Source organism: Modestobacter sp. VKM Ac-2979 (assembly GCF_026967995.1).
Taxonomy (GTDB): domain Bacteria; phylum Actinomycetota; class Actinomycetes; order Mycobacteriales; family Geodermatophilaceae; genus Modestobacter.
Genome location: NZ_JAPVBO010000005.1, coordinates 45,439 through 68,908 on the forward strand (window position 1 = coordinate 45,439; position 23,470 = coordinate 68,908).

Here is a 23,470-nt window from a genome sequence, read left to right on the forward strand (position 1 = left end):
GTCAGAGGATCGGCCGGCCGCCGGTGACGGCGACCCGGGCCCCGGAGACGTAGCTGGACTCGTCGCTGGCCAGCAGCACGTAGACCGGCGCCAGCTCAGCCGGCTGCCCGGCGCGGCCGAGGGGCGTGTCGCCCCCGAAGGCGGCGACCTTCTCCGGCGGCATCGTCGAGGGGATCAGCGGCGTCCACACCGGGCCGGGCGCCACGCTGTTGGCGCGGATGCCCTTCTCCCCCAGCAGCTGGGCCATGCTGGCGGTGAAGTTGGCGATGCCGGCCTTGGTCATCGCGTAGGGCGCCAGGGTGGGGCTCGGGTTGTCCGAGTTCACCGACGAGGAGTTGATGATCGAGGCGCCCGGCTGCATGTGCGGCACGGCGTCGCGGATCAGGGTGAACATCGCGGTCAGGTTCAGCGCGACGGTGTGGTCCCACTCGTCGTCGGTGATCTCGTCGAGGGACTCGTGGCTCATCTGGAAGGCCGCGTTGTTGACCAGGACGTCGATCCCGCCCAGCTCCTCGAGGGCCTTGGGGATGATCGTCTTCTGGTGCGCCCGGTCGGCGAGGTCCCCGGGCACGAGCACGCACTTCCGGCCGGCCTCCTCGACGTACTTCGCGGTCTCCTGCGCGTCCTCGTGCTCGTCGAGGTAGGAGATGAGGACGTCGGCGCCCTCACGGGCGAAGGCGATGGCGACGGCGCGGCCGATCCCGCTGTCGCCGCCGGTGATCACGGCGCGCTTGCCGGTCAGCTTCCCGGAGCCGCGGTAGCTCTCCTCGCCGTGGTCGGGCTTGGGGTCCATCTCGCCGAGCCTGCCGGGCGGGGTCTGCTGCTGCTCGGGCTGGGACTCGGGGCGGGGTGACGACACGGTGGTTCCTCCTGCAAGGTCCGGACGGCGGCACCCCAGCGCTCTGCTCACGCAGCCGGCGCGTCCTCCGCGCCGGCCCGGTGCCGCAACGTGCTCCCGCCTACCCCTGCGGCGGACCAGCGAACCAGACCCTCGCGACCGTCAGGCAGCCCGACTGGTCAGCGACGCTGCCGGGCTGGGGAAAGCGGCCACGGGACGGCCCGAGAGCTCCCACCGCATCTCCAGGTGACGGCGGCCCGTGCGGTCGACGACGTGCACCCAACGGCACTCCGGGTACGAGTTCTTACGCATGTCTCATCCACCTCTCGTTAACCTTCCGTTCACCTACTGTCCCAGCTGCGTCCACCTCACGCACTCGACCGACCTGTCGTGACCAGATCGTGATCACGAGCGTGCGCCGAGCCCGTGACGCACGCTCTGCGCAGGAACGTCACCGGCATCGGGCACCCTGGACAGCACGATGACGCTCTCTCCTGCCGGCACCGACTCGACCCCGACCGACTCCCCCGCCGCCGCCCTGCCCTCGCCGGACGTGCCGGCGCTGATCTCCGACCCCGGCGACCTCTCGGAGCTGTTCGCCCTCGGCGACGACCCGGACGCGGTCTTCGCCCGGTTCGCCGAGTGGGCCGAGGCCTCCGGCACGACGCTGTACCCGGCGCAGGAGGAGGCGCTGATCGAGCTGGTCAGCGGCGCCAACGTCGTCCTCGCCACCCCCACCGGGTCGGGCAAGTCACTGGTGGCCACCGGCGCGCAGTACGCCGCCCTGGCCTCCGACCGGGTCAGCTTCTACACCGCGCCGATCAAGGCGCTGGTGAGCGAGAAGTTCTTCGCCCTGTGCGGCGTCTTCGGTGCGGAGAACGTCGGGATGCTCACCGGCGACGCGAGCGTCAACGCCGACGCCCCGATCATCGCCTGCACCGCCGAGGTGCTGGCCAACATCGCGCTGCGCGAGGGGCCGGACGCCGACATCGGCCTGGTCGTCATGGACGAGTTCCACTTCTACGGCGACCCCGATCGCGGGTGGGCCTGGCAGGTGCCGCTGATCGAGCTGCCGAAGGCCCAGTTCCTGCTGATGAGCGCCACCCTCGGCGACGTCACCGCCCTCCAGGAGGACCTCACCCGGCGCACCGGCCGGCCCACCGCGCTGGTCGCCCACGCCGAGCGGCCGGTGCCGTTGCACCACTACTACGCGACGACGCCGATGCACGAGACGATCCAGGAGCTGCTGGACACTCGGCAGGCGCCGGTCTACGTCGTCCACTTCACCCAGGCCTCCGCGCTGGAGCGCGCCCAGGCGCTGATGAGCGTGAACGTCTCCACCAAGGAGGAGAAGCAGGCGATCGCCGACCTGATCGGCGGCTTCCGGTTCTCCTCCGCCTTCGGGACGACGCTGTCCCGACTGGTGCGGCACGGCATCGGCGTCCACCACGCCGGGATGCTGCCCAAGTACCGGCGCCTGGTGGAGCAGCTGGCCCAGGCCGGCCTGCTCAAGGTCATCTGCGGCACCGACACCCTCGGCGTGGGCATCAACGTGCCGATCCGCACCGTGGTGTTCTCCGCACTGAGCAAGTACGACGGCACCCGCACCCGGCTGCTCAACGCCCGGGAGTTCCACCAGATCGCCGGGCGGGCCGGCCGGGCCGGCTACGACACCGCCGGCACCGTCGTCGTCCAGGCGCCGGAGCACGAGGTGGAGAACCTCAAGCAGTTCGCCAAGGTCGCCGACGACCCGAAGAAGCGCCGCAAGCTGGTGCGCCGCAAGGTGCCCGACGGCATGGTGCCGTGGAGCGAGTCGACCCAGCAGCGGCTGATCAACGCCGACCCCGAGCCGCTGAGCAGCCACTTCCGGGTGTCGACCGGCATGGTGCTCAACGTGCTGGCCCGGCCGGGCGACCCGGTGGCGGCGATGCGGCACCTGCTCACCGACAACCACGAGCCCCGCTCGCGTCAGCTGCGGCACGTCCGCGAGGTGATCGGCATCGCCCGGTCACTGGTCACCGCCGGGGTGATCGAGCGGCTCGAGGTGCCCGAGCCCGACGGCCGCCGCTACCGGCTGACCCTGGACCTGCCGCCGGACTTCCAGCTCAACCAGCCGCTGTCGACCTTCGCGCTCGCCGCGATCGACCTGCTCACCCCCGGCCCGGACGCCGAGGGCAACGACACCTACGCCCTGGACGTCGTCTCGGTCATCGAGGCGACGCTGGACGACCCGCGCCAGATCATCTCCGCGCAGCTCAACAAGGCCAAGGGCGAGGCCGTGGCGCAGATGAAGGCCGAGGGCATCGAGTACGACGAGCGGATGGAGCTGCTGGAGGAGATCACCTACCCGCAGCCGCTCAAGGAGCTGCTCGACCACGCCTTCGAGATCTACTCCGCCGGCAACCCGTGGGCGCGCGACGCGCAGCTCTCCCCCAAGTCCGTCGTCCGGGACATGTGGGAGCAGGCGATGACCTTCCGGGAGCTGGTCAACCACTACGGCCTGACCCGCTCCGAGGGCGCGGTGCTCCGCTACCTCTCCGACGCGTTCAAGGCGCTGCGCTCCGGGGTGCCCGCCGACGCCCGCACCGAGGAGGTCACCGACCTCGTCGAGTGGCTGGGTGAGCTGGTGCGCCAGGTCGACTCCTCGCTGCTGGACGAGTGGGAGCAGCTGACCAGCGCCGACCAGCCGCTGGACGCCCCGGTCGCCGTCCCGGCCCGGCCGCGCCCGCTGACCGGCAACGAGCGGGCCTTCACCGCGATGATCCGCAACGCGCTGTTCCGCCGGGTCGAGCTCATCGCCCGGCGGCGCTGGTACGACCTCGGCGAGCTCGACTCCGCCGCCGGCTGGGACGCCGAGCGGTGGGGCGAGGTCGTGCAGGCCTACTTCGCCGAGCACGCCGAGCTGAACACCGGCGGCGACGCCCGCGGCCCGGCCCTGCTGATCGTGGACAAGTCCGAGCCGCGGCTGTGGCAGGTGCGGCAGATCCTCGACGACCCGGCCGGCGACCACGACTGGGGCTTCGACGCCGAGATCGACCTGGACGCCTCCGACGAGGAGGGCGTGCTGGTCATGCGGCTGCTCGACGCCGGACGCAAGGACTGAAGAAGGACCCCGTCCTCCTCATCCCTCGCGAGCTCGGGACGAGCCTCTGGACGGGGCCGGACGGCGGAACGTGGGGCCGGGTGGCGGGGGGACGACGGCGGTCGGGTCGCGCCGGCGGCGGAGCTCCAGCGCCAGGCTCTCCTCGCCGCGGGCCATCGCCCACCGGTGGTTGGCCGCGAACGCCGGCCGCAGCAGCCAGCTGAGCCGGGCCAGCAGCGGCTTGGCCGCGCGCACCTGCCAGTCGTAGGTGATGACCACCTCCGGCCCCTCCTGCGCGAAGGTCCAGCGGCCCTTGCCCACCAGGTCACCGACCGCGGCGAGGGCGAACCCGGTGTCGGTCATCGTCTCGGTGATCCGCAGCGTCCAGCGCAGCGTGTAGGGCAGCCATCCGGTCGTGAAGACCTCGACCGTGCGCCCGACCCCGTCCGGCCCGCCGTCAGCGACCGGCACGACGTCGAGGTAGACCGCCGGCCACCACCGCGGCAGGGAAGCACTGTCGCTGAGCACCGCCCGCACCTCGGCGATCGTGCCGGGCACCCGCCAGACGGTGACGAAGCAGTACGCGGGCGGGGCTGTGGGCACGACCGGCACTCTCCTCACCCGTGCGGGGGCTGTCCACGCCGACCCCGAGGCCGGCAGCGCACCGACGGCGCGGGCGACCCGATCGGGGTATCCAGGTTCCGCCCCCAGGCGCCGAAGACCTCGGTGGACGCACCGGCGAGCCGAGCCGGGCCCGAGGACGAGGACCGACATGCCCCCACTCCCGGCGACGCGGCCGGCGATGCGCCGGTCGGTCTTCCGTCGCCCCGCCGACCTGGTCGAGCGCACCCGCTGGCTGTTCGGGGCCTGCGCCGTCGTCTCCCTGGTGCTCACCTCGTTCGGTGCCGCGGCGGGTGCGGACACCTGGCGCCTGACGGCCATCGCGGTCTCCGTGACCGCACTGCTCGCCTCCTGGCTGCACCGCTACACGGCCCGCCGCGGGTCGATAGCCCTGGACCTCCTCGACGCCGTGGCCGTCTGCGTGTTCGCCCTCGCCTCGCCGGTGCCCGCGGTGGCCCTCGGCGTGACCTTCTCCGCGCTGTGGTTCCGCGCCGTCTACGGCCGCACCTGGGAGACCTGGGCCTACACGGCCGCCCAGTGCGCCGGCCTGGTCGCCGCGCTCGCGCTGTGGGAGACCGTCCCCGGGCACGTCGGCGCTGCCCCGGCCGCCCCGCTGCTCGGCGCACTGCCGATCGCCCCGCTGCTCGCCGTGGTCTCCCGGCACCTGGTCTCGGTGCTGCAGCAGCACCAGGACGCGCAGGCCTGGGACGCCACGCTCGCGCGGTTGACCACCCAGCTGCTCGGCGTCACCGACGTCGCGCAGATCAGGCAGCACGGCTGGGAGGCCGCGGCGGAGATCTGCCGGATCACCCCCGGGCTGTCCGTGGTCGTCGTCGAGGACGACGGAGCCCACCTGGTCGTGCAGCGGTCCGTCGGTCCGGTCCAGCAGCTGCCCGGCACCCTCGACCGCGCTCCGGCCGCCGCAGGCCTGGCCGCTGCCGCCGGCGCGCACGAGCCCCGGCGCATCACGGCTCCGCAGCAGCTCGTGACGTCGGCCGGCGGAGCGCGCAGCTGGGCGGCGATCCCGATGCCGGACGAGCCGGGCAGGTACCTCCTGCTGGGCGGCAGCGTGCTGCACGCCGAGGGCGTGGCCCTGGTCCAGTCGCTGGTGGCCCAGACGGCCCTCGCCGTGCGGGCGACCAGCGCGTACCGCGAGCTGGAGGTGCAGGCGCGCACCGACGCCCTCACCGGCCTGGCGAACCGCAGCACCTTCTCCGCCGCGCTGGCGGCAGCGACCTCCGGCACGGACGGCGACCCGTGGGTGCTGTTCCTCGACCTGGACGACTTCAAGCTGGTCAACGACCGGCTGGGGCACGCCGCGGGCGACGAGCTGCTCCGCGCGGTGGGCGCCCGGTTGGCCGGCGTCGTCCGTGCGCCCGGCCTGTGTGCCCGGCTGGGCGGCGACGAGTTCGCCGTCCTGGTGCACGCCGCCGACGCCGGGGACGCCGAGACGCTGGGCCGTCGACTGGTCGAGGTGGCCTCCACGCCGGTCCAGCTGGCCGCCGGCACGGCGCGGGTGGGCGCCAGCGTGGGCGCCGCGTGCGTGCTGCCCGGCGTCTCCTGGACCAGCACGCTGCAGCAGGCCGACCTGGCGATGTACGCCGCCAAGGCGGCGGGCAAGAACCGGGTGCGGGTCGCCGGCTCCCCGCCGCCGGTCAGCGCCGGAGCGCTCACCCCGGCCTGACCGTCCGTGCGCGGGCTCACACGAGGCCGCTGTGACACCCTCGCGGCGATGCGGGCATGACGGCGTGGGAGATGGTCGCGGTGGCCGCCGCCGGGCTGGCCGCCGGCGGCATCAACGCCGTCGTCGGCTCCGGCACGCTGGTCACCTTCCCGGTGCTGCTGGCCGTCGGACTGCCGCCGGTGACCGCGACCATCACCAACTCCCTCGGCCTGGTCCCCGGCAACCTGACCGGGGCGATCGGCTACCGCCGGGAGCTGCAGGGTCAGCGCCGGATGCTGTTGCAACTGCTCCCCGCGTCGGTGCTCGGGGCCCTCACCGGCGCCTTCCTGCTCCTGCACCTGCCCGCGTCGGCATTCGAGGCCATCGTGCCGGCGCTGGTGGGGCTGGCCGTCGTCCTGGTCGCCGTGCAGCCGCTGCTGCAGCGCCGGCTGGCCGCGCGCCGGGCCCGAGCGGGCACCGTCGAGGAGGAGCAGGGGATCGGCCCCGGCCGGCTGGCCGGGCTGTTCGCCGGCGCCTACGCGACCGGCACCTACGGCGGCTACTTCGCCGCCAGCCAGGGGGTGCTGCAGATCGGCATCTTCGGCTTGCTGCTCCGCGAGCCGCTGCAGCGGCTCAACGCCATCAAGAACGTGCTGACCCTCGCCGTCAACGCGGTGGCGGCGCTGGCCTACGTGATCGTGGCGACGGAGCGGATCGACTGGCGCGCGGCCGCCCTGGTGGCCGGCGGCGCACTGGTCGGCGGGTACGTCGGGTCGACGTTCGGACGGCGGCTGCCCGCGGCGCTGCTGCGGACGGCGATCGTGGTGCTCGGGCTGATCGCGATCTGGGTGCTGCTGCGCCGATGAGCGTCCTGGAGTTCGGGCTCCTGGTGCTGGCCGGGCTGGGTGCCGGGCTGATCGGCAGCATCGCCGGGCTGGCGTCCCTGATCAGCTACCCCGCGCTGCTGGCCACGGGCCTGTCGCCGGTGACGGCCAACGTGACCAACACCGTGGCGCTGGTGCTCAGCGGCGTCGGCGCGGTGAGCGCGTCCCGGCCGGAGCTGACCGGCCAACGGGACCGGCTGGTGCGGCTGGGGGCCGCCGGGCTGCTCGGTGGCGTCGCCGGTGCGGTCCTGCTGCTGCTCACCCCGGCGACGGCCTTCGAGCGGCTGGTGCCCTTCCTGATCGCCGGGGCCTCGGTCGCCATCCTCGTCCAGCGCCCGCCCCGGGAGCTGGCCGCCGAGGGTGCGGCGACCGGGCAACGGCACCGCGACCACTGGGGCCTGGTGCTGGGCACCTTCGGGGCCTCCGTCTACGCCGGCTACTTCGGAGCTGCCGCCGGCGTCGTGCTGTTGGCGATGTACCTGCTGGTCACCGGCGAGGGGGTGCCGCGCAGCAACGCACTGAAGAACGTCGTCCTGGCGCTGGCCAACGGGGTGGCCGCGGTGGGCTACGCCTTCTTCGCCGACGTCGCCTGGCTGGCCGCCCTCCCCCTGGCGATCGGCTTCCTGCTCGGCGGTCGGCTCGGCCCGCGGGTGGTCCGCCGGGTGCCGCAGACGCTGCTGCGCCGGCTGATCGCCGTCGCCGGGCTGGCCCTCGCCGTCCGCCTCGGGCTCGACGCGTTCGGCTGACGTCCCGGGGTGGTGCCCAACCGCTGGCACGGGCAGGGTGACCCGGGGTGCTGACGACGGACGCCGGCACCGACAGGAGGCGTCATGACCCGGCCCGGGCCTGCGGCACAGGAGTTCGCCCACGCACTCGAGCAGCTGCCACCGCCGGAGCTGCGCGGGCCGGAGATGCTCGCCGTCCGGCTCTCCCGGGCCTGCGTGGCCGCCCTGCCGATCGACGGAGCGGGGCTGAGCGTCCACGACCCGAGTGGCCTGCGGACGCCGATCGGCGCCAGCGACGCCACCGCGTCCCGGGCCGAGCGGCTGCAGTTCACCCACGGCGCGGGTCCCTGCCTGCGGGCTCATGACGACGGCACCGCCATCGCCTTCGACGAGGGTGAGATCGCCCGCAACTGGCCCGACCTGCACGACGCGCTGGTCGGCGAGACGCCGTTCCGCGCCGTCCTGTCGGTGCCGCTGCTCCCGCCGCTGGGGCCGCTGGTGGTGCTGGACCTCTACGTGCGCGAGCTCGCCGCGCTGCCGACCACCGACCGGGAGGACGTCGCCGACGTGACCATCGCGCTGACCCGGGCCATGGTGGCCGCGGCCCTCGGTGCACCGATCACGGAGGGCCGTCGCGGCTGGTGGGACGGGCCGGACGCGCTGAGCCGGGCGCGGGTCTGGCAGGCGACCGGGATGGTCGACGTCGCCCTGGGCCTGGAGACCGCCGACGCGCTGGCGGTGCTCAAGGCCCATGCCTTCGCCACCGGTCAGGTGGTGGACGACGTCGCCGCCGACCTGATCAGCGGCCGGCTCGACGTCGACACCCTCCGCCTGGCCACCGGCAGCGACCACCAGGACTGACCGTGAGCCGATGAGTCTCCCGGGGTGCGCCGGTCCCTGCTGACGTCAGCATCCGTCGTCGTCGGAGGTGCACGTGCCCGGAGCAGCCTGGACCGATCCCCTCACCCCCCTGCTCGGCCGGTGGCGTACCAGCGGCGCCGTCCTGGACGACGACGGCGCGACGACCGCGCAGATCACCGGCACCGACGTCTACGAGCTGATGCCCGGCGGGGGCTGGGTGGTGCACCGCTGGGTGTTCTCCGCCGACGGCGTGCGGGCGCGCCTGCGCGCCGCGGCCGACGGGACGTCGATGACGGCCAGCTGGGAACGCTCCACCCCCGCCGGCTGGGTGCGCTGGATGGTCCTCGACTTCACGGCTCTTCATCAACCGACCGGTTGACAAGTGCTGCAGACAGGTCCACGCTCTTCCAATCAACCGATTGGTTGAGGAAGAGAGGAGGCGCAGTGGCGGCAGATGCCCTGTCCCGGGTGTTCTCGGCCCTGGCCGACCCCACCCGGCGCGACATGGTGGCCCGGCTCGCCCTCGGCGACGCCACGGTCAACGAACTCGCCGCCCCCTACGACGTGAGCCTGCAGGCGGTGTCCAAGCACCTCAAGGTGCTCGAGGACGCCGGCCTCGTCAGCCGCAGCCGGGAGGCCCAGCGCCGCCCGGTGCACCTGGAGGCGCAGGTCTTCGACCTGATGACGAAGTGGATCGAGCGCTACCGCCGCGAGGCCGAGCAGCGCTACCGCCGACTGGACGACGTCCTGGCTGCCATGCCGGACGACGTCTCCCCCACCCCTGGACAGGAAGACCCGTCATGACCAGCACCAGCACCCGAGAGACCCAGATCGTCGCCGACCCCGACGTCCCGCTCGTCCGGATCACCCGAGAGTTCGACGCGCCCCGGGAGAAGGTCTTCCGCGCGCACACCGACCCGGCCCTGGTCGTGCAGTGGCAGGGCCCGAACGGCCTCGAGGCGCGGATCGACCACTACGACTGCCGCACCGGTGGCTCCTACCGCTACGTGCACGTCCAGGGCGGCGAGGAGCACGGCTTCCACGGCTGCTTCCACGAGGTCCGCTCCCCCGAGCTCATCGTGCAGACCTTCACCTACGAGGGCTTCCCGGACGGCGTCGCGCTGGAGAAGCTCGTGCTCGAGGAGCTCCCCGGCGGGCGCACCCGGCTCACCGCCACCTCGCTCGTCGACTCCTTCGAGGGCCGGGACGGCTTCCTGGCCAGCGGCATGGAGAGCGGGGTGCGGCAGGGCTACCAGCGCCTCGACGCCCTGCTCGCCGGCTGATCCCGGCCCGAGGAGGAGCGGCGGGCCTGGCCTGGGTGTGGCCCGGTCAGCGGGGACAGCGCTGACCGGGCCGGGGGTCAGACCCCGCCGTTGGTGACGTAGGCGCTCAGCAACAGCACGAACGCGCTGGCGGTGATCAACAGCCGGGCCGGGGTGAGGCCGTTGAGCAGACCGGCGATCACCCCGGCGTTCGAGGCCCGCACCTCGGCGGCCTGGGCGCCGCGGCGGAGCAGCCGCACCTCGTCGGCCAGCAGGGTGCCGCCGGCGCCCAGCAGCGTCAGCCCGAGGACGACGAACACCAGGGACAGCCGCTGGTCGAAGGTGTCCACCGCCGGCGCCAGGAACAGCACCACGATGAGACCGAGCAGCAGGCCGATCCCCGCGCCGGCCACCGGCGCCCAGGGGCCCATCCGCACCATCGGCCCCCCGCGCCGGGGCAGCCGCGGCCGAGGCCGGAAGCCGACCGGAGCGGTCGGGTGGGGAGGAGCCGGTGGTTCGGTGGCCGGTTCCTCCCGCTGGTCCGGCTCGGCCGCGGCAGCCGCCTCGACCGGTGCACCCTGGGGCACCTCGTCCGGGGTCTCCGGCACGGCCGGTCCCGGTTCGCCCTGCGTCCGTTGGCCGGGCACCACCGCCGCCGTCGACCCGGTGTCCGTCCGTCGTCCGTCCTGCTCGACCGGTCCGGCCGCCAGCACGTCCTGCTCGTCGCTCATCTGTGTGATCACCTCGGGTGCGGACGCTAGGTGGGCCCTGCGACGAAGCGGCGCAGGTGCTCGGGTGTGGCGCGCGGGACGCGCGGGACACCGGCGGGGAGTGACCCACCGTGGTCCCCCAGGTCCACAGCGTCAGCTCTGCCGGCGGAGCGTCCGCTCCGCCGGCAGAGCGTCGGCTACAGCAACCGCCGGCTGTCCTCGGCGACAAGCCGCAGCCAGCGGTACCCGTAGCCCTCCAGCGCCAGCTCGACCGACCCGTCCTCCGCGAGCTGCTCGCCGCCCGCGGTGAGCAGGTCCTCCAGCCGGTGACCGGCTCCGCAGCCGGGCACCGTGAGCGGCACCGTCAGGGGGTCCGGGCCGAGGTTGTGCACGGCGACCAGCGCCCCGTCGTCCCAGGTGCACAGGTGCGCCAGGACGGCGGCGTGCGGCTGGTCCAGCAGCTGGAACCCGCCCCAGCCGAGTTCCGGCGACTCGCGGTAGCGCCGGATGAGCAGCTTCATGAACGACAGCAGCGAGTCCGGGTCACGGCGCTGGTCGGCGACGTTCACGAACTCCGGCGCGAAGCCGCCGTCGACGACCGGCCGGGTCAGCTGGTCGGCCGGCGCCTCGGAGAAGCCGCCGTTGGCCCCGCCGGTCCACTGCATCGGGGTGCGCACCGACAGCCGGCTGCCGGCTGAGAGGTCCTCCCCCATCCCGATCTCCTCGCCGTAGAAGAGGACCGGGGTGCCGGGGAGGGAGAACAGCAGGCTGTAGACCATCCGCACCCGCCTCGGGTCGCCGGCCAGCATCGGCGGCAGCCGGCGGATCAGGCCCCGGTCGTAGACCTGCATCTCGGGGTCGGGGCCGAAGGCGGCGAACACCTCGGCCCGCTCGTCGTCGCCGAGCTTGTCCAGGGTGAGCTCGTCGTGGTTGCGCACGAACGTGCCCCACTGGCTGTCCGGGGAGATCGCCGGGCGGGCGGCCAGCGAGGCGGCCAGCGGGCCGGCGTCCCCGCGGGCCAGCGACAGGTACATCTGCTGCATCGTGTTGAAGTCGAACTGCATGGTCAGCTCGTCGCCGTCCTGCCCGCCGAAGAACTCCGCCTGCTGCTCGAACGGCAGGTTCACCTCCCCGAGCAGGACGCCCGAGCCGGTGCGGCGGCCCAGGAAGGCCCGCAGCGCGCGCAGGTACTCGTGCGGGTCGGGGAAGTGCGCGGCGTCGTCCTCGTCCACGCCGTCCGTCTCCAGCAGGAACGGGACGGCGTCGACCCGGAAGCCGGACAGGCCCAGCTCCAGCCAGAAGCCCATGATCTTGGCGATCTCGTCCCGCACCCGGGGGTTGGTGACGTCGAGGTCGGGCTGCTCGGAGTAGAAGCGGTGCAGGTACCACTCCCCCGTCTCCGGGCTGTGCGTCCAGATGCCGCCCTCGGCGTCGGGGAAGACCACCTGGTCGCTCGTGTCCGGGGGCTCCTCCGCCCGCCAGACGTAGAAGTCCCGGTACGGGGAGTCCTTGCTGGCCTTGGCCGACTGGAACCACGGGTGCTGGTCGGAGGTGTGGTTGACCACCAGGTCGGCGATGACCCGCATGCCGCGGTCCTTCGCCGTCCGGATCATCTCCACCAGGTCACCGTGCGTGCCCAGCCGCGGGTCGACCCCGTAGTAGTCGGTGATGTCGTAGCCGTCGTCCCGCCCGGCGGTCGGGTAGAAGGGCATCAGCCACAGGCAGGTGACGCCGAGGTCGGCCAGGTGGTCCAGCCGCTGGGCCAGGCCCTCCAGGTCGCCCACCCCGTCGTCGTTCCAGTCCATGAACGTCTCGACGTCCAGGCAGTAGACGACGGCGTTCTTCCACCACAGGTCGGACGTGTCGGTGATCCGCACCGGTCTCCTCCTCAGTCCAGGACGGCGGGCTCGGGCGCCTGCGCCGGACGGCGGGGCTGGGGTGGGCCGGGTGGGTCGATCGCCACCGCGGGGGCCGGTGCGGTGACGTCGAGCTGAGGCAGCACGTGCTCACCGAAGGCGTCCAGGAACGGCAGCTGCTCCTTGCCCACGTGGTGCAGGTACACCTGGTCGAACCCGAGGTCGACGTACTCGGCGAGCCAGGCCGCGTGCTGGCCGAGGTCGCTGGAGATGCGCACGCTCGTCCCCATGTCCTCGGGTCGCACGTGCTGACTGGCCAGGTCGAAGGCCTCGGTCGTGTCCAGGTCCCAGCACAGCGGCGGCGGGAAGACGTTGCTGCGCCACTGGTCGTGGGCGATCGCGGTGGCGCGCTCCGGGTCGGGGTCGTAGGAGACGTGCACCTGGATGGTGAGCGTGCCCTGCCCGCCGGCGTCCCGGTAGGCGGCGATGACCTCGCGCAGCACGTCGTGCGGCTGGTTGATGGTGACCAGCCCGTCGGCCCACTCCGCGTGCCGGGCGGCCGTCCGCGCCGAGACGGCCGGGGCGATGAGCGCCGGCTGCTGCTCCGGCAGCGTCCAGATGCGCGCCCGGTCGACGGTGACCAGCCCGTCGTGGCTGACCTCCTCCCCGGCCAGCAGGGCGCGGATGATGTCGACGCACTCGCGCAGCCGGGCGTCGCGCAGCTCCTTGCGCGGCCAGACGTGCCCGGTGACGTGCTCGTTCATCGCCTCGCCGGAGCCGAGCGCGACCCAGAACCGGCCGGGGAACATCGCGCCGAGGGTGGCGATCGCCTGGGCGATGATCACCGGGTGGTACCGCTGGCCGGGGGCGTTGACCGCCCCGAAGGGCAGCCCGGTGGTGGCCAGCGCCGCACCCAGCCAGGACCAGGCGAAACCCGACTCGGCCTGCCGCGGATTCCAGGGCTGGAGGTGGTCGGAGCACATGGCCGCGGTGAAGCCGACCTGCTCGGCGTGCTGCACCGCGCGGAGCAGGTCGGTGGGGTGCACCTGCTCGTGGGAGTTGTGGAAGCCGATCACCGTCATGGCGCATGCCTACCGTCAGTGGTGATCAACCGCACGGCGAGCGCCGGTCAGCTGCCCGCGGCCCGGCGGTACAGCCGGCGGCCGGGCGCGGAGCTGATCCCGTGCGCGACGGTGCTGGCCGCGACCACCAGCGTGCCGGCCGCCCACAGCCGCGGGTCGGTCACGCCGTCCTCCTCGCTGAGGGTCAGGTAGAACAGCGCGCTCACCCCGATCGGCCCGAACCAGCCCAGGAACACCGCGTCCCGCAGTCGCAGCCCCAGCGGGCGGGCCAGTGCCAGCAGCACGGGCAGGCGCCGAAGGAGCAGCACCGCCACCGGGAAGACCACCGCCGCCCAGCCGAGGTCGGCCCACGCCGACCAGGGCAGCAGGATGCCGAGCAGCAGGAACAGCGGGAGCACCAGGTACCGGTTCACGCCCTCGTCGATGGTGTTCTGCGGGCCGACCTCGTCCTGGGCGACGGCGAAGTTGTAGGCCAGCCCGGCGACGAAGACGGCCAGGACGCCGTCGGAGTTCGCGATCCGGGCGATGCCGAGCACCGCGACCGCCAGCACCAGCGTGAACACCAGCGACGGGCCCTCGTCGACGTCGGAGCGGCTCATCGCGAAGCTCATGGCGCGGCCGGCGATCAGGCCGACCACGATCCCGATCACGATGCCGACGACGACCTGGTAGAGGCCGTCGAGGGCGGCGTGCCCCAGGGAGTCGGCGAGCACCAGCGCGATCCCCAGCAGCACCAAGGGCAGGGCCAGGCCGTCGTTGGCGCCCGACTCCTCCGACAGCAGCTGCCGGGTGCGGGCCGGGAGGTGCTCCTCGGCCGGCTTCCCGGTGACCACGCTGGAGGCGAGCACCGGGTCGGTGGGGGTGATGCAGGCGCCGATGAGCGCGGCCAGGGCGACCGGGATGCCGAGCACCAGCCAGGCCAGGCCGGCCGAGAGCGCGGCCATCCCGAGCATGCCCACCGTCACCAGCACCGTCGTCGGGGTGACCACCGGGCGCAGCCGGCGCACCGGGAAGCGCAGCGCCACCCCGATCAGCGAGATCGCGAGCAGCACCCGGGCCATCTCGTGCACCAGGGGCGTGCGGAGCGGGTCGGCCACCTCGATCAGCCCGAGGACCTGCGGGCCCACGACCACCCCGAGCAGCAGCGCCAGCAACGGCTCGCTGAACGGCAGGTCGCGCATCTTGCTGGACAGCGCGGCCAGGGCGACCGCCAGGCTGCCGACCAGCGCGTACCCCAGGTGCAGGTCCTCCACGATCTCCCTCTCCGCCCGGCTCGGCTGACCCAGGACGACGCGCCGGTCACGTGCCCCGGCGCCCCCTGCCCACCGGCCGCCCGCCGGGAAACACCGACCGCTCGTCCTCGGGAGCTCAGAAGGTGATGCCCAGGGCGATCCCGCCGAGGAAGTAGACCGCGGCGGTGATCAGCACGATGCCGATCACGTTCAGGACGACGCCCGCGCGGATCATCTGCCCGATGGTGACGTAGCCGGAGCCGAACACGATCGCGTTGGGCGGGGTGGCCACCGGCAGCATGAACGCGCAGGTGGCGGCCAGCGCCGCGGGCACCAGCAGCACCAGCGGGAAGAGGTCGAGCCCGAGGGCGACCCCACCGAGGACTGGCAGGAAGGCCGCCGCCGTCGCCGTGTTGCTGGTGACCTCGGTGAGCAGCAGGACCACCCCGGCGGTGACGACCACCAGGAGGATGGTCGGCAGCGTCCCCACCGCGCCCACCTGGTTGCCCACGTACTCGTCCAGCCCGCTCGCCTGCACCGCGGCGGCCAGGCTCAGGCCGCCACCGAAGAGCAGCAGCACGCCCCAGGGCAGCTTCTGCGCCTGCTGCCAGTCCAGTGCGGAGACGCCCTCCCGGGCCTTGACCGGGATGAGGAACAGCGCGACGGCCGCGGCGATGGCGATGGTGGCGTCGTCGAGGTTCGCCACGAACGGCAGCACGTCGGTCAGCGCGCCCCAACCGGTCAGCGGCTGGCGGAACACCCACAGCAGGGCGGTGGTCACGAAGACCACCAGCACGGTCCACTCGCCCCGGGACATCGAGCCGAGCTTCTCGATCTCGGACTGGATCACCCGCTTCCCGCCCGGGATGTCGCGCAGCCCGGACCGGAAGGCCACCTTGGTGAGCACCAGCCAGGCGAGCACCAGGAAGACCGCGGCGAGCGGCAGGCCCATCAGCATCCACTCGCCGAAGCCCAGCTCGATGTCGTAGTTCTGCTCCACGAAGCCGGCGAGGATGAGGTTGGGCGGGGTGCCGATCAGCGTGGCGAGCGAGCCGATGCTGGCCGCGTAGGCGATGCCCAGCATCAGGGCGACGGCGAAGTTCCGGGTGTCGGAGTCCTGGATGAGCTCGGTGACCGCCGGGCCGCCGTCGCCGGGGGTGTCGCCGCCGCCGTCGGTGTCGGTGGCCGCCTCGACGGCCTCGGCGTCGACGCTGCCGGCGGCCACCCGGTCCAGCACGAGCATCAGCACGCTGAGCCCGATGGGCAGCATCAGCACCGTGGTCGCGGTGTTGCTCACCCACATGCTCAGGAAGGCGGTGGCGAGCATGAACCCGGCGATCAGCCGGGGTGGCTTGGTGCCCACCGCGCGCACGGTGAGCAGCGCGATCCGCCGGTGCAGCTCCCACTTCTGCATGGCCAGGGCGACCATGAAGCCGCCCATGAACAGGAAGATGTTGGGGTTCGCGTAGGGCGCGGCCGCCTCCTCCACCGACAGCACGCCGAGCAGCGGGAAGGCAACGATCGGCACCAGCGCGGTCGCCGGCAGCGGGAGCGCCTCGGTCATCCACCAGACGGCGAGCAGCACGCCGATCGCCGCCGTCGTCCGGCCGGCGGTGCTCAGGGCATCGTCCTGGCGGAGCAGGAAGTAGACGACCAGCGCGGCGACCGGCCCGCCGATCCGGCCCGCCCACTGCCGGCCGGGCGGGACCGAGGTGTCGGTGACGTTCGCCTGCTCCCCACCCCGGCCGGTGGCGGGCCGGCTGCGGTCGGTCGCCTCCGCCGCGGGTGCCTGCTGCTGGTCTGCCCGTCGTGCCACGGTGGGTCCTCTCCTCGACGTTCGACCGGCACCGCCGGCCCGGGTCAGGCCGGTTGCAGGTCGGCGACGACGGCGGCCGGGGCCGGTTCGTGGCCCAGCGGACGCCGGGTGAACCGGCCGGTGCCGTGCGACACCGACCGCAGCGCACGCGGGTAGGTGATCAGCTCCCGCTCGGGCACCTCGGCGTGCACCGTCGTCTCCTCGCGCTCGGGTTCGGCGACGCTACCGGTGACCCGGGCCCGCCGCCCGGCGAGGTCGCCGAGGACCGGGCCGACGTGCTCGGCGGGGACCGTCACCTCCACGGCGCACCAGGGCTCCAGCACCTGGGTGCCGGCCGCGGCGGCGAGCTCCCGCAGGGCCAGCGCGCCGGCGGCGGAGAACGCGGCGTCGGAGGAGTCGACGGAGTGCGCCTTGCCGTCGACGAGGACGACCTCCACGTCGACCAGCGGGCGGTTCCCGCTGATCCCGCGGGCGGCCTGGGCGCGGACCCCCTTCTCCACGCTGGCGTGGAACTGGATGGGCACCGCCCCGCCGACCACCCGCTGGCTGAAGGTCACCCCGGACCCGGCCGCACCCGGCCGCCCCTCGAGGACGACGACGGCGTACTGCCCGTGCCCGCCGGACTGCTTGACGTGCCGCCCGGTCACGGTGGCCGGACCGGCGAGCGTCTCGACCATCGGCACCTGCACCGGCGGGGTGTGCACGGCGACCCCGTACCGGCCGCGCAGCCGGTCCAGCAGCACCTCGGCGTGCGCGTCGCCCACGCACCACAGCAGCAGCTGCCCGGTGTCCGGCCGCCGCTCCACCCGCACCGCCGGGTCCTCGGCGGCCAGCCGGGTGAGCGCACCGGCGAGCCGGTCCTCGTCGCTGCGCGAGGCCGCCTCGACGGCCACCGGCAGCTGCGGGTCCGGCAGCGGCCAGGGCCGCACCACCAGCGGGTGCTCCGGGTCGGAGAGGGTGTCCCCGGTCTCCGCGCTGCTCAGCCGGGCCACCGCGCACAGGTCGCCGGCCGGGCACTCGGCGACCGGCCGCAGCACGCTGCCCAGCACGCTGGCGAGGCCGCCGACCCGCTCGTCGGCGTCGTGGTCGGGGTGCTGCTCGCCCCAGCCGGAGCCGTGGCTGCCCACGTGCACCGGGACGTCGGGGCGCAGGGTGCCGGAGAAGACCCGCACGAGCGAGATCCGGCCGAGGTAGGGGTCGGTCGTCGTCTTCACCACCTCGGCCACGAGCGGCCCGGCCGGGTCGCAGCCCACGTGCCCGGCGGGTCGACCGTCCGGCCGGGCGACCGCTGGGCACGGGCGCTCCAGCGGCGAGGGGAAGGCGCTCACCAGCAGGTCCAGCAGCTCGGCCACCCCGAGCCCGGTGGGCGGCGCGGTGCACAGCACAGGGTGGAAGTCGCCGCGGGCGACCGCCGTCTCCAGGTCGGCGACCAGGTCGGCGACCCCGATCGGTTCCCCGGCGAGGTAGCGGTCCATCAGCGTCTCGTCCTCGCTCTCGGCGATCACCCCCTCGATCAGCTCGGCGCGCAGCCGGTCGCGCTCCGGGTCCCCGGGCAGTGGTTCCAGCAGAGAGGTGAGCGCGCCGTCGTCGCCCAGCACGTGCAACGGGTGCACCCCGGCGCCGAGCAGCTCCCGGCAGCTGCGCACGACCGCCGGGACGTCGGCCCGCGGCCGGTCGACCTGGGTGACCACGACCGCCCGCGGCAGCCCTACGGCGGCGCACTCGTCCCACAGCTGCACGGTGCCGGCGTCCACCCCGGCCACGGCGGAGACGACGACCAGCGCGGCGTCGGCGGCCCGCAGCGCGGCCCGCAGCTCACCGACGAAGTCCGGGGCGCCCGGGGTGTCCAGCAGGGTGACCCGGTGGCCGGCGTGCTCGACGGTGGCCGCGGCCAGCGAGACCGAGTGCTGGAGCCGGACCTCCACCTCCTCGGTGTCCAGGCAGGTGGTGCCCTCCTCCACCCGGCCGGCGCGGGGCAACGCGCCGGCAGCCGCCAGCAGCGCCTCTGCCAGGGTGGTCTTCCCGGCTCCGGCGCGGCCGACCAGCGCCACGTTGCGCACCTGCTCGGGCGGGCGGGGTGCCGGTGCACCCGCGCCGGTTCGGTTGCTGCTGCCGCTGTGCGTCGCCACGCAGACCTCCGGACGTCGTCGTCCCAGGTGCCCACCCTGAACCCGGAGGTCGGCCAGGACAAGAGCTGGGCGCACCGGGCCTGACCGGCCAGGCGAGACTGGCCGTCGTGCTGCCGCCGCCGGGGACGCCCGGGACCGACCTGCCGGTCCGATCGGTGCTGTCCGCCCTCGACGCGGCGATGACCGCCGCCGGTGCCGCGGTGCTGGTCGCCCCGCCGGGCACGGGCAAGACCACGCTCGTCCCGCTGGCGCTGGCCGGCCGGCTGCCCGGCCGGGTGCTGGTGGCCGAGCCCCGGCGGGTGGCCGCCCGGGCCGCGGCCCGCCGGATGGCGTCGCTGCTGGGCGAGCCGGTGGGCCGTTCGGTGGGCTACAGCGTGCGCGGTGACAGCCGGCGCAGCGACGCCACCCGCGTCGAGGTGGTCACCACCGGACTGCTCGTCCGCCGGCTGCAGGCCGACCCGGAGCTGCCCGGGGTGTCGGCCGTGGTGCTCGACGAGTGCCACGAACGGCAGCTGGACACCGACCTCGCACTGGCCTTCACCCTCGACGTCCGGGCCGCGCTGCGCCCGGAGCTGGAGCTGCTGGCCATGTCGGCGACCGCCGCAGCCGACCGGCTGGCCGAGCTGATGGGCGGCGCGCCGGTCATCGAGGCGACCGGCTCGCTGCACGACGTCGAGCCGGTGTGGTGCCCGCCGAGCCCACCCGTCGCCCCGCCCCACGGTCCGTCCGTGGACCCGCGGCTGCTGGCCGCGGTCGCCGACACCGTGCGCCGGGCGCTGGCCGAGCAGACCGGCGACGTGCTGGTCTTCCTCCCGGGCGCCGCCGAGATCGGCCGGGTCGCCGGGCTGCTGAGCGGGGTGGACGCCGACGTCCGGCCGCTGCACGGCCGGTTGCCGCCCGACCAGCAGGACGCCGCACTCACTCCGGGCCCCCGGCGCCGGGTGGTCCTGTCGACCGACGTCGCCGAGACCAGCCTGACCGTGCCCGGGGTGCGCACCGTCGTCGACGCAGGCCTGGCGCGGGTGCCGCGGTTCGACGTGGCCCGCGGGATGGGCGCACTGGTCACCGTCCGGGTCTCCCGCTCCTCGGCGGTGCAGCGGGCCGGCCGGGCCGGGCGGGAGGCGCCCGGGCGGGTGTACCGGCTGTGGTCGGCCGCCGAGCACGACCGGCTGCCCGCCTCGGGCGAACCGGAGATCGCCCTGGCCGACCTGACCGGGCTGGCCCTGGAGCTGGCGGTCTGGGGCGCCCCGGACGGCGCCGGCCTCGCGCTGCCGGACGCACCGCCGGAGGCCGCGTTCACCGTCGCCCGGTCGACGCTGCGCCAGCTGGGCGCGGTGGACGACGACGGCCGGGTCACCCCGCGCGGCCGGGCGCTGACGGCGGTCGGGGCGCACCCGCGGCTGGCCCGGGCGCTGCTCGACGGCGCCGCGCAGGTGGGCCGGCGACGCGCGGCGGAGGTCGTGGCGCTGCTGTCGGCCGACGTCGCGCCGCGCTCCGACGACCTGGTCGCCGAGTGGCGGGCGCTGCGCGGTCAGTCCGGCGGACCGGCCGCCCGCTGGCGGGAGGAGGTGGCCCGGCTGTCCCGGGCGGCGCCGGTGGCTCCGGACACGGGCCTGCCGGACGACGCCGCCGCGGGGCTGCTCGTCGGGCTGGCGCACCCGGAGTGGCTGGCCCGCCGCCGTCCCGGCACCGAACGCACCTACCTGCTGGCCGCCGGCACGGGTGCGGAGCTGGCGCCCGGCACCGCGCTGTCCGGCGCCGGCTGGCTGGCCGTGGCCGCCGCCGACCGCGCCCCGGGGCGACGCGACGCCCGGGTGCGCGCCGCGGTCGCGGTGGACGAGGCGACCGCCCTGGCGGCCGGTGCGGCCGCGCACACCGACGGGCCGGAGGTGACCTGGCGGGACGGCGACGTCCGGGCGGCCCGGGTCGAGCGGCTGGGCGCCATCGTGCTCACCGAGCGCCCGCTGCCCGACCCAGACCCGGCGGCGGTGACCGCGGCGCTCGCCGAGGGCCTCCGCCGGGACGGGCTGACCCTGCTGACCTGGACGCCGGCCGCCCGGGCGCTGCGCGAACGGCTGGCCGCCGCGCACGCCGGGCTGGGCGAGCCGTGGCCGGCGGTGGACGACGAGGCGCTGCTCGCCGCGCTGGCCGACGGCGCGGCGCTGTCCGGCGCCCGCAGCCGCCGGGACCTCGCCCGGATCGACCTGGTCGCCGCGGTGCGCGGACTGCTGCCCTGGCAGCTGGCCGGGCGGCTGGACGAGCTGGTGCCCGAACGGGTCGAGGTGCCCACCGGCTCGAACCTGCGGGTCGACTACGCCGATCCCACGGTGCCGACCCTGTCGGTGCGGGTGCAGGAGGTGTTCGGCTGGGCGGCAGCACCGGTGGTCGCCGGCCGGCCGCTGCGCCTGCAGCTGCTCTCCCCCGCGTCCCGGGTGGTCGCGACGACCGCGGACCTGGCCGGCTTCTGGGTCACCGGGTACCCGGCGGTCCGCAGCGAGTTGCGCGGCCGCTACCCCCGGCACCCGTGGCCGGAGGACCCGGCCACCGCCGTCCCGACCCGACGGGCCAAGCCCCGCAGCTGACCGGGACCGCCCAGGATCCCCTTGCCAAGCGCGAATGAGGCGTTCACTGTTCGTCCATGCTCATCGCTGCGCAGGAGTACCGCAGGTGGGACGGGGTGGAGATGGCCCGCCTGGTCCGCGCGGGAGAGGTGTCCGCCGCCGACCTGGCCGAGACCGCCCGCGGCCTGATCGCCGACCTCCCCACCCTGAACGCGGTCGCCGACACCGTCGCGGAGGCGCCCGCCGAGCCCACCGCAGAGGGTCCGCTGGCCGGCGTCCCGTTCGCCGTCAAGGAGCTGCTGGCCTGGCCCGGGCTGCGGTGGACCATGGGCTCACGGCTGATGGCCACGAACCCGGCACCCGGCGTCTCTCCCTACGCCGCCCGGCTACGGGACGCCGGACTCGCCGTCCTCTGCTCGACCACCAGCTCGGAGTTCGGGCTGCTGGGCAGCACCGAGTCCGCGCTCCGCGGACCGACGCTGAACCCGTGGGGTGAGGGACTGTCGGCCGGCGGCTCCTCGGGCGGCTCGGCCGCCCTGGTGGCTGCCGGGATCGTGCCGCTGGCCCACGGCAACGACGCCGGGGGCTCGCTGCGGGTGCCGGCCAGCCTCACCGGCCTGTTCGGCTTCAAGCCCTCGAACCTGCGGACCGTCCCGTCCGGACCAGAGCTGCCCGGACTGCCGGCCCTGGTGGTCGAGCACTGCATCAGCCGCAGCGTGCGGGACAGCGCCCACCTCCTGGCCGCGACCGAGCGCACCGGCCCCGACGCGGTCCACCCGCCGGTCGGGCTGGTCACCGGACCGGACGGCGCGCGGCTCCGGATCGCCGTGCTCACGCAGACCCTCACCGGGCGCGAACCGGAGGACGCCGTGGCCCGGGAGGTCGCCCGCGCCGCCGAGCTGTGCGCGGCGCTGGGGCACCACGTCGAGGCGGCTCCGGCGCAGGACGTGGACGGCGACGCTCTCAGCCGCGCCTTCTTCTCCGCGGCGGCCCGGACCATGACCGACGTCGCGGCGATGGTCACGCCCCTGTTCGGCCGCCCGCCGGGGCCCGCGGAGCTGGAGCCGTTCACGCTCGAGCTGATCGACTGGGCAGCGGGGCTGGGCCCCACGGCCCGGGCCGACGGCGAGCGGGCGTTCACCGACGCGACCCGGGCCCGGCTCGCCCTGTTCGAGCACTGCGACGTGGTCCTCAGCCCCACCCTGGCCCGGGTCTGCTGGCCACTGGGCCACCTGTCGCCGGCAGCCGGCCGGGAGACGCTGATCCGCCGCACCGAGGAGGCCGTCGGCTACACCCCGATGGACAACATCGCCGGGTGCCCGGCGATGTCGGTGCCGCTGGGTCGCTCGGGCGGGTTGCCGGTGGGCGTCCACTTCGCCGCCCGGCCGGGGGCGGACCGGCTCCTGCTGGCCCTGGCCCACGAGCTCGAGGCCGCCGCACCGTGGGCCGACGTGCAGCCCGACGTCGACTGGCTGGCGGGGCGCAGCTGATGGCGCAGGTCCTCAAGGAAGCGGTGCGCGCCCGCATCCGGGCCGCCGCACTGCGGTGCTTCGCCGACCAGGGTTACGCGGGGACCTCGATGGCCGGCATCGCCGCCGTCGCCGGCACGGCCCCGGGGAACGTCTACCGGTACTTCCCGTCCAAGGAGGCGCTGTTCGCCGAGGTGGTGCCCCCCGAGCTCGCCGCCCGCCACGACGAGCTGCTGGACGGCCGGATCGCAGCCCTCGCCGAGGGGAGCGGCAACCGCGCCGCCGCCGCCGCAGAGCTGCTGGACTTCTGGCTCGCGCACCGGCTGGCCGTCAGCGTGCTGCTGGACCGTGCCGACGGCACGCCCGTGGCCGGGTACCCCGCCGCCTTCGTGCAGCGCCTGGTCGACCACACCGTGCGCGCGCTGCCGGGCACCCCCCGGCCCGTGCACCGGGACCTGCTCCACCTCGTCTTCGACAACACCCGGCGTGCGGTGGCGCGGATCCTGTCGACCGCCACGGACGACGAGCACGCGCGCGCACTCGTCACCGGGTTCTGGAGCTACCAGCTGCCCGGGCTGGACGGCCTGCTCGCCGGGATCGCGGCGGACCTGTCGGCCGACCCGGTCCGCGAGTGACCCGCCGCCCACACCCGGATGTGTACGCGCGTACACAGTGATGT

At 74.6% G+C, this 23,470-nt stretch carries 19 protein-coding genes; 11 read left to right on the forward strand and 8 right to left on the reverse strand.

Annotated elements, in window-relative coordinates; genetic code table 11:
* Nucleotide 1 precedes the first annotated feature (1 nt).
* Entirely contained in the window at nucleotides 2-859 is an 858-nt protein-coding gene (locus tag O2W15_RS15045; protein WP_269179975.1) for an SDR family oxidoreductase, read from the reverse strand.
* Between the two features lie 460 nt (nucleotides 860-1,319).
* Here O2W15_RS15045 and O2W15_RS15050 point away from each other — a divergent pair, with 460 nt between their 5' ends.
* Nucleotides 1,320-3,941: a DEAD/DEAH box helicase gene (locus tag O2W15_RS15050; protein WP_269179976.1), complete on the forward strand. Its 2,622-nt coding sequence runs from the start codon at nucleotides 1,320-1,322 to the stop codon at nucleotides 3,939-3,941.
* Nucleotides 3,942-3,959: 18 nt separating this feature from the next.
* Here O2W15_RS15050 and O2W15_RS15055 read toward each other — a convergent pair whose 3' ends face one another.
* Nucleotides 3,960-4,523, reverse strand: a complete 564-nt coding sequence (locus O2W15_RS15055; RefSeq protein ID WP_269165506.1) for an SRPBCC family protein — start codon at nucleotides 4,521-4,523, stop codon at nucleotides 3,960-3,962.
* A 169-nt stretch (nucleotides 4,524-4,692) separates the two neighbouring features.
* Between O2W15_RS15055 and O2W15_RS15060 the strand changes: the two genes are divergently transcribed.
* The 7 genes from O2W15_RS15060 to O2W15_RS15090 all read left to right on the forward strand — a co-directional run bounded on the left by O2W15_RS15060 (nucleotide 4,693) and on the right by O2W15_RS15090 (nucleotide 9,957).
* A complete protein-coding gene (locus O2W15_RS15060; RefSeq protein ID WP_269179977.1) occupies nucleotides 4,693-6,225 on the forward strand; it encodes a GGDEF domain-containing protein in 1,533 nt (510 codons plus the stop codon).
* Between the two features lie 56 nt (nucleotides 6,226-6,281).
* Entirely contained in the window at nucleotides 6,282-7,070 is a 789-nt protein-coding gene (locus tag O2W15_RS15065; RefSeq protein ID WP_269165508.1) for a sulfite exporter TauE/SafE family protein, read from the forward strand.
* Nucleotides 7,067-7,834 (forward strand): sulfite exporter TauE/SafE family protein, encoded by a 768-nt coding sequence (locus O2W15_RS15070; protein WP_269179978.1) that lies wholly within the window; start codon nucleotides 7,067-7,069, stop codon nucleotides 7,832-7,834. Before O2W15_RS15065 ends, O2W15_RS15070 begins: the two co-directional genes overlap by 4 nt.
* 84 nt (nucleotides 7,835-7,918) lie before the next feature.
* Nucleotides 7,919-8,674: a hypothetical protein gene (locus O2W15_RS15075; protein ID WP_269179979.1), complete on the forward strand. Its 756-nt coding sequence runs from the start codon at nucleotides 7,919-7,921 to the stop codon at nucleotides 8,672-8,674.
* Nucleotides 8,675-8,747: 73 nt separating this feature from the next.
* Complete coding sequence (locus tag O2W15_RS15080) at nucleotides 8,748-9,053, forward strand: hypothetical protein (RefSeq protein WP_269179980.1); 306 nt, start codon at nucleotides 8,748-8,750, stop codon at nucleotides 9,051-9,053.
* 65 nt (nucleotides 9,054-9,118) lie between these two features.
* Nucleotides 9,119-9,478, forward strand: coding sequence for an ArsR/SmtB family transcription factor (locus O2W15_RS15085; RefSeq protein WP_269179981.1), 360 nt, complete (start codon nucleotides 9,119-9,121; stop codon nucleotides 9,476-9,478).
* Nucleotides 9,475-9,957 carry an SRPBCC family protein gene (locus O2W15_RS15090; protein WP_269179982.1) on the forward strand — a complete coding sequence of 161 codons (483 nt, stop codon included), beginning with the start codon at nucleotides 9,475-9,477 and terminating at the stop codon, nucleotides 9,955-9,957. Before O2W15_RS15085 ends, O2W15_RS15090 begins: the two co-directional genes overlap by 4 nt.
* Nucleotides 9,958-10,034: 77 nt before the next feature.
* On the opposite strand, the gene O2W15_RS15095 is transcribed toward O2W15_RS15090, so the two are convergent.
* The 6 genes from O2W15_RS15095 to O2W15_RS15120 form a co-directional block, all read right to left on the reverse strand.
* Entirely contained in the window at nucleotides 10,035-10,667 is a 633-nt protein-coding gene (locus O2W15_RS15095; RefSeq protein ID WP_269165516.1) for a hypothetical protein, read from the reverse strand.
* A 176-nt stretch (nucleotides 10,668-10,843) separates the two neighbouring features.
* On the reverse strand, nucleotides 10,844-12,523 hold the full coding sequence (locus tag O2W15_RS15100; RefSeq protein ID WP_269165517.1) for an alpha-amylase family protein: 1,680 nt from the start codon (nucleotides 12,521-12,523) through the stop codon (nucleotides 10,844-10,846).
* Nucleotides 12,524-12,534: 11 nt separating this feature from the next.
* Complete coding sequence (locus tag O2W15_RS15105) at nucleotides 12,535-13,584, reverse strand: TIGR03885 family FMN-dependent LLM class oxidoreductase (RefSeq protein WP_269179983.1); 1,050 nt, start codon at nucleotides 13,582-13,584, stop codon at nucleotides 12,535-12,537.
* A 47-nt stretch (nucleotides 13,585-13,631) separates the two neighbouring features.
* Nucleotides 13,632-14,837, reverse strand: coding sequence for a cation:proton antiporter domain-containing protein (locus tag O2W15_RS15110; protein WP_269179984.1), 1,206 nt, complete (start codon nucleotides 14,835-14,837; stop codon nucleotides 13,632-13,634).
* 115 nt (nucleotides 14,838-14,952) lie between these two features.
* Complete coding sequence (locus tag O2W15_RS15115; RefSeq protein WP_269179985.1) at nucleotides 14,953-16,632, reverse strand: SLC13 family permease; 1,680 nt, start codon at nucleotides 16,630-16,632, stop codon at nucleotides 14,953-14,955.
* A 44-nt stretch (nucleotides 16,633-16,676) separates the two neighbouring features.
* The gene (locus tag O2W15_RS15120; RefSeq protein WP_269179986.1) at nucleotides 16,677-18,761 is read right to left on the reverse strand and encodes an elongation factor G-like protein EF-G2; all 2,085 of its coding nucleotides are present in this window, start codon (nucleotides 18,759-18,761) and stop codon (nucleotides 16,677-16,679) included.
* 107 nt (nucleotides 18,762-18,868) lie between these two features.
* On the opposite strand from O2W15_RS15120, the gene hrpB reads away from it, so the two are divergent.
* Genes hrpB through O2W15_RS15135 form a run of 3 tightly spaced genes read left to right on the forward strand, consistent with a single transcriptional unit; the run spans nucleotide 18,869 to nucleotide 23,426 of the window.
* Complete coding sequence (gene hrpB, locus O2W15_RS15125; protein WP_269179987.1) at nucleotides 18,869-21,343, forward strand: ATP-dependent helicase HrpB; 2,475 nt, start codon at nucleotides 18,869-18,871, stop codon at nucleotides 21,341-21,343.
* A gap of 56 nt (nucleotides 21,344-21,399) precedes the next feature.
* A complete protein-coding gene (locus O2W15_RS15130; RefSeq protein ID WP_269179988.1) occupies nucleotides 21,400-22,812 on the forward strand; it encodes an amidase family protein in 1,413 nt (470 codons plus the stop codon).
* A complete protein-coding gene (locus O2W15_RS15135; protein ID WP_269179989.1) occupies nucleotides 22,812-23,426 on the forward strand; it encodes a TetR/AcrR family transcriptional regulator in 615 nt (204 codons plus the stop codon). Before O2W15_RS15130 ends, O2W15_RS15135 begins: the two co-directional genes overlap by 1 nt.
* The last annotated feature ends 44 nt before the right edge of the window (nucleotides 23,427-23,470 follow it).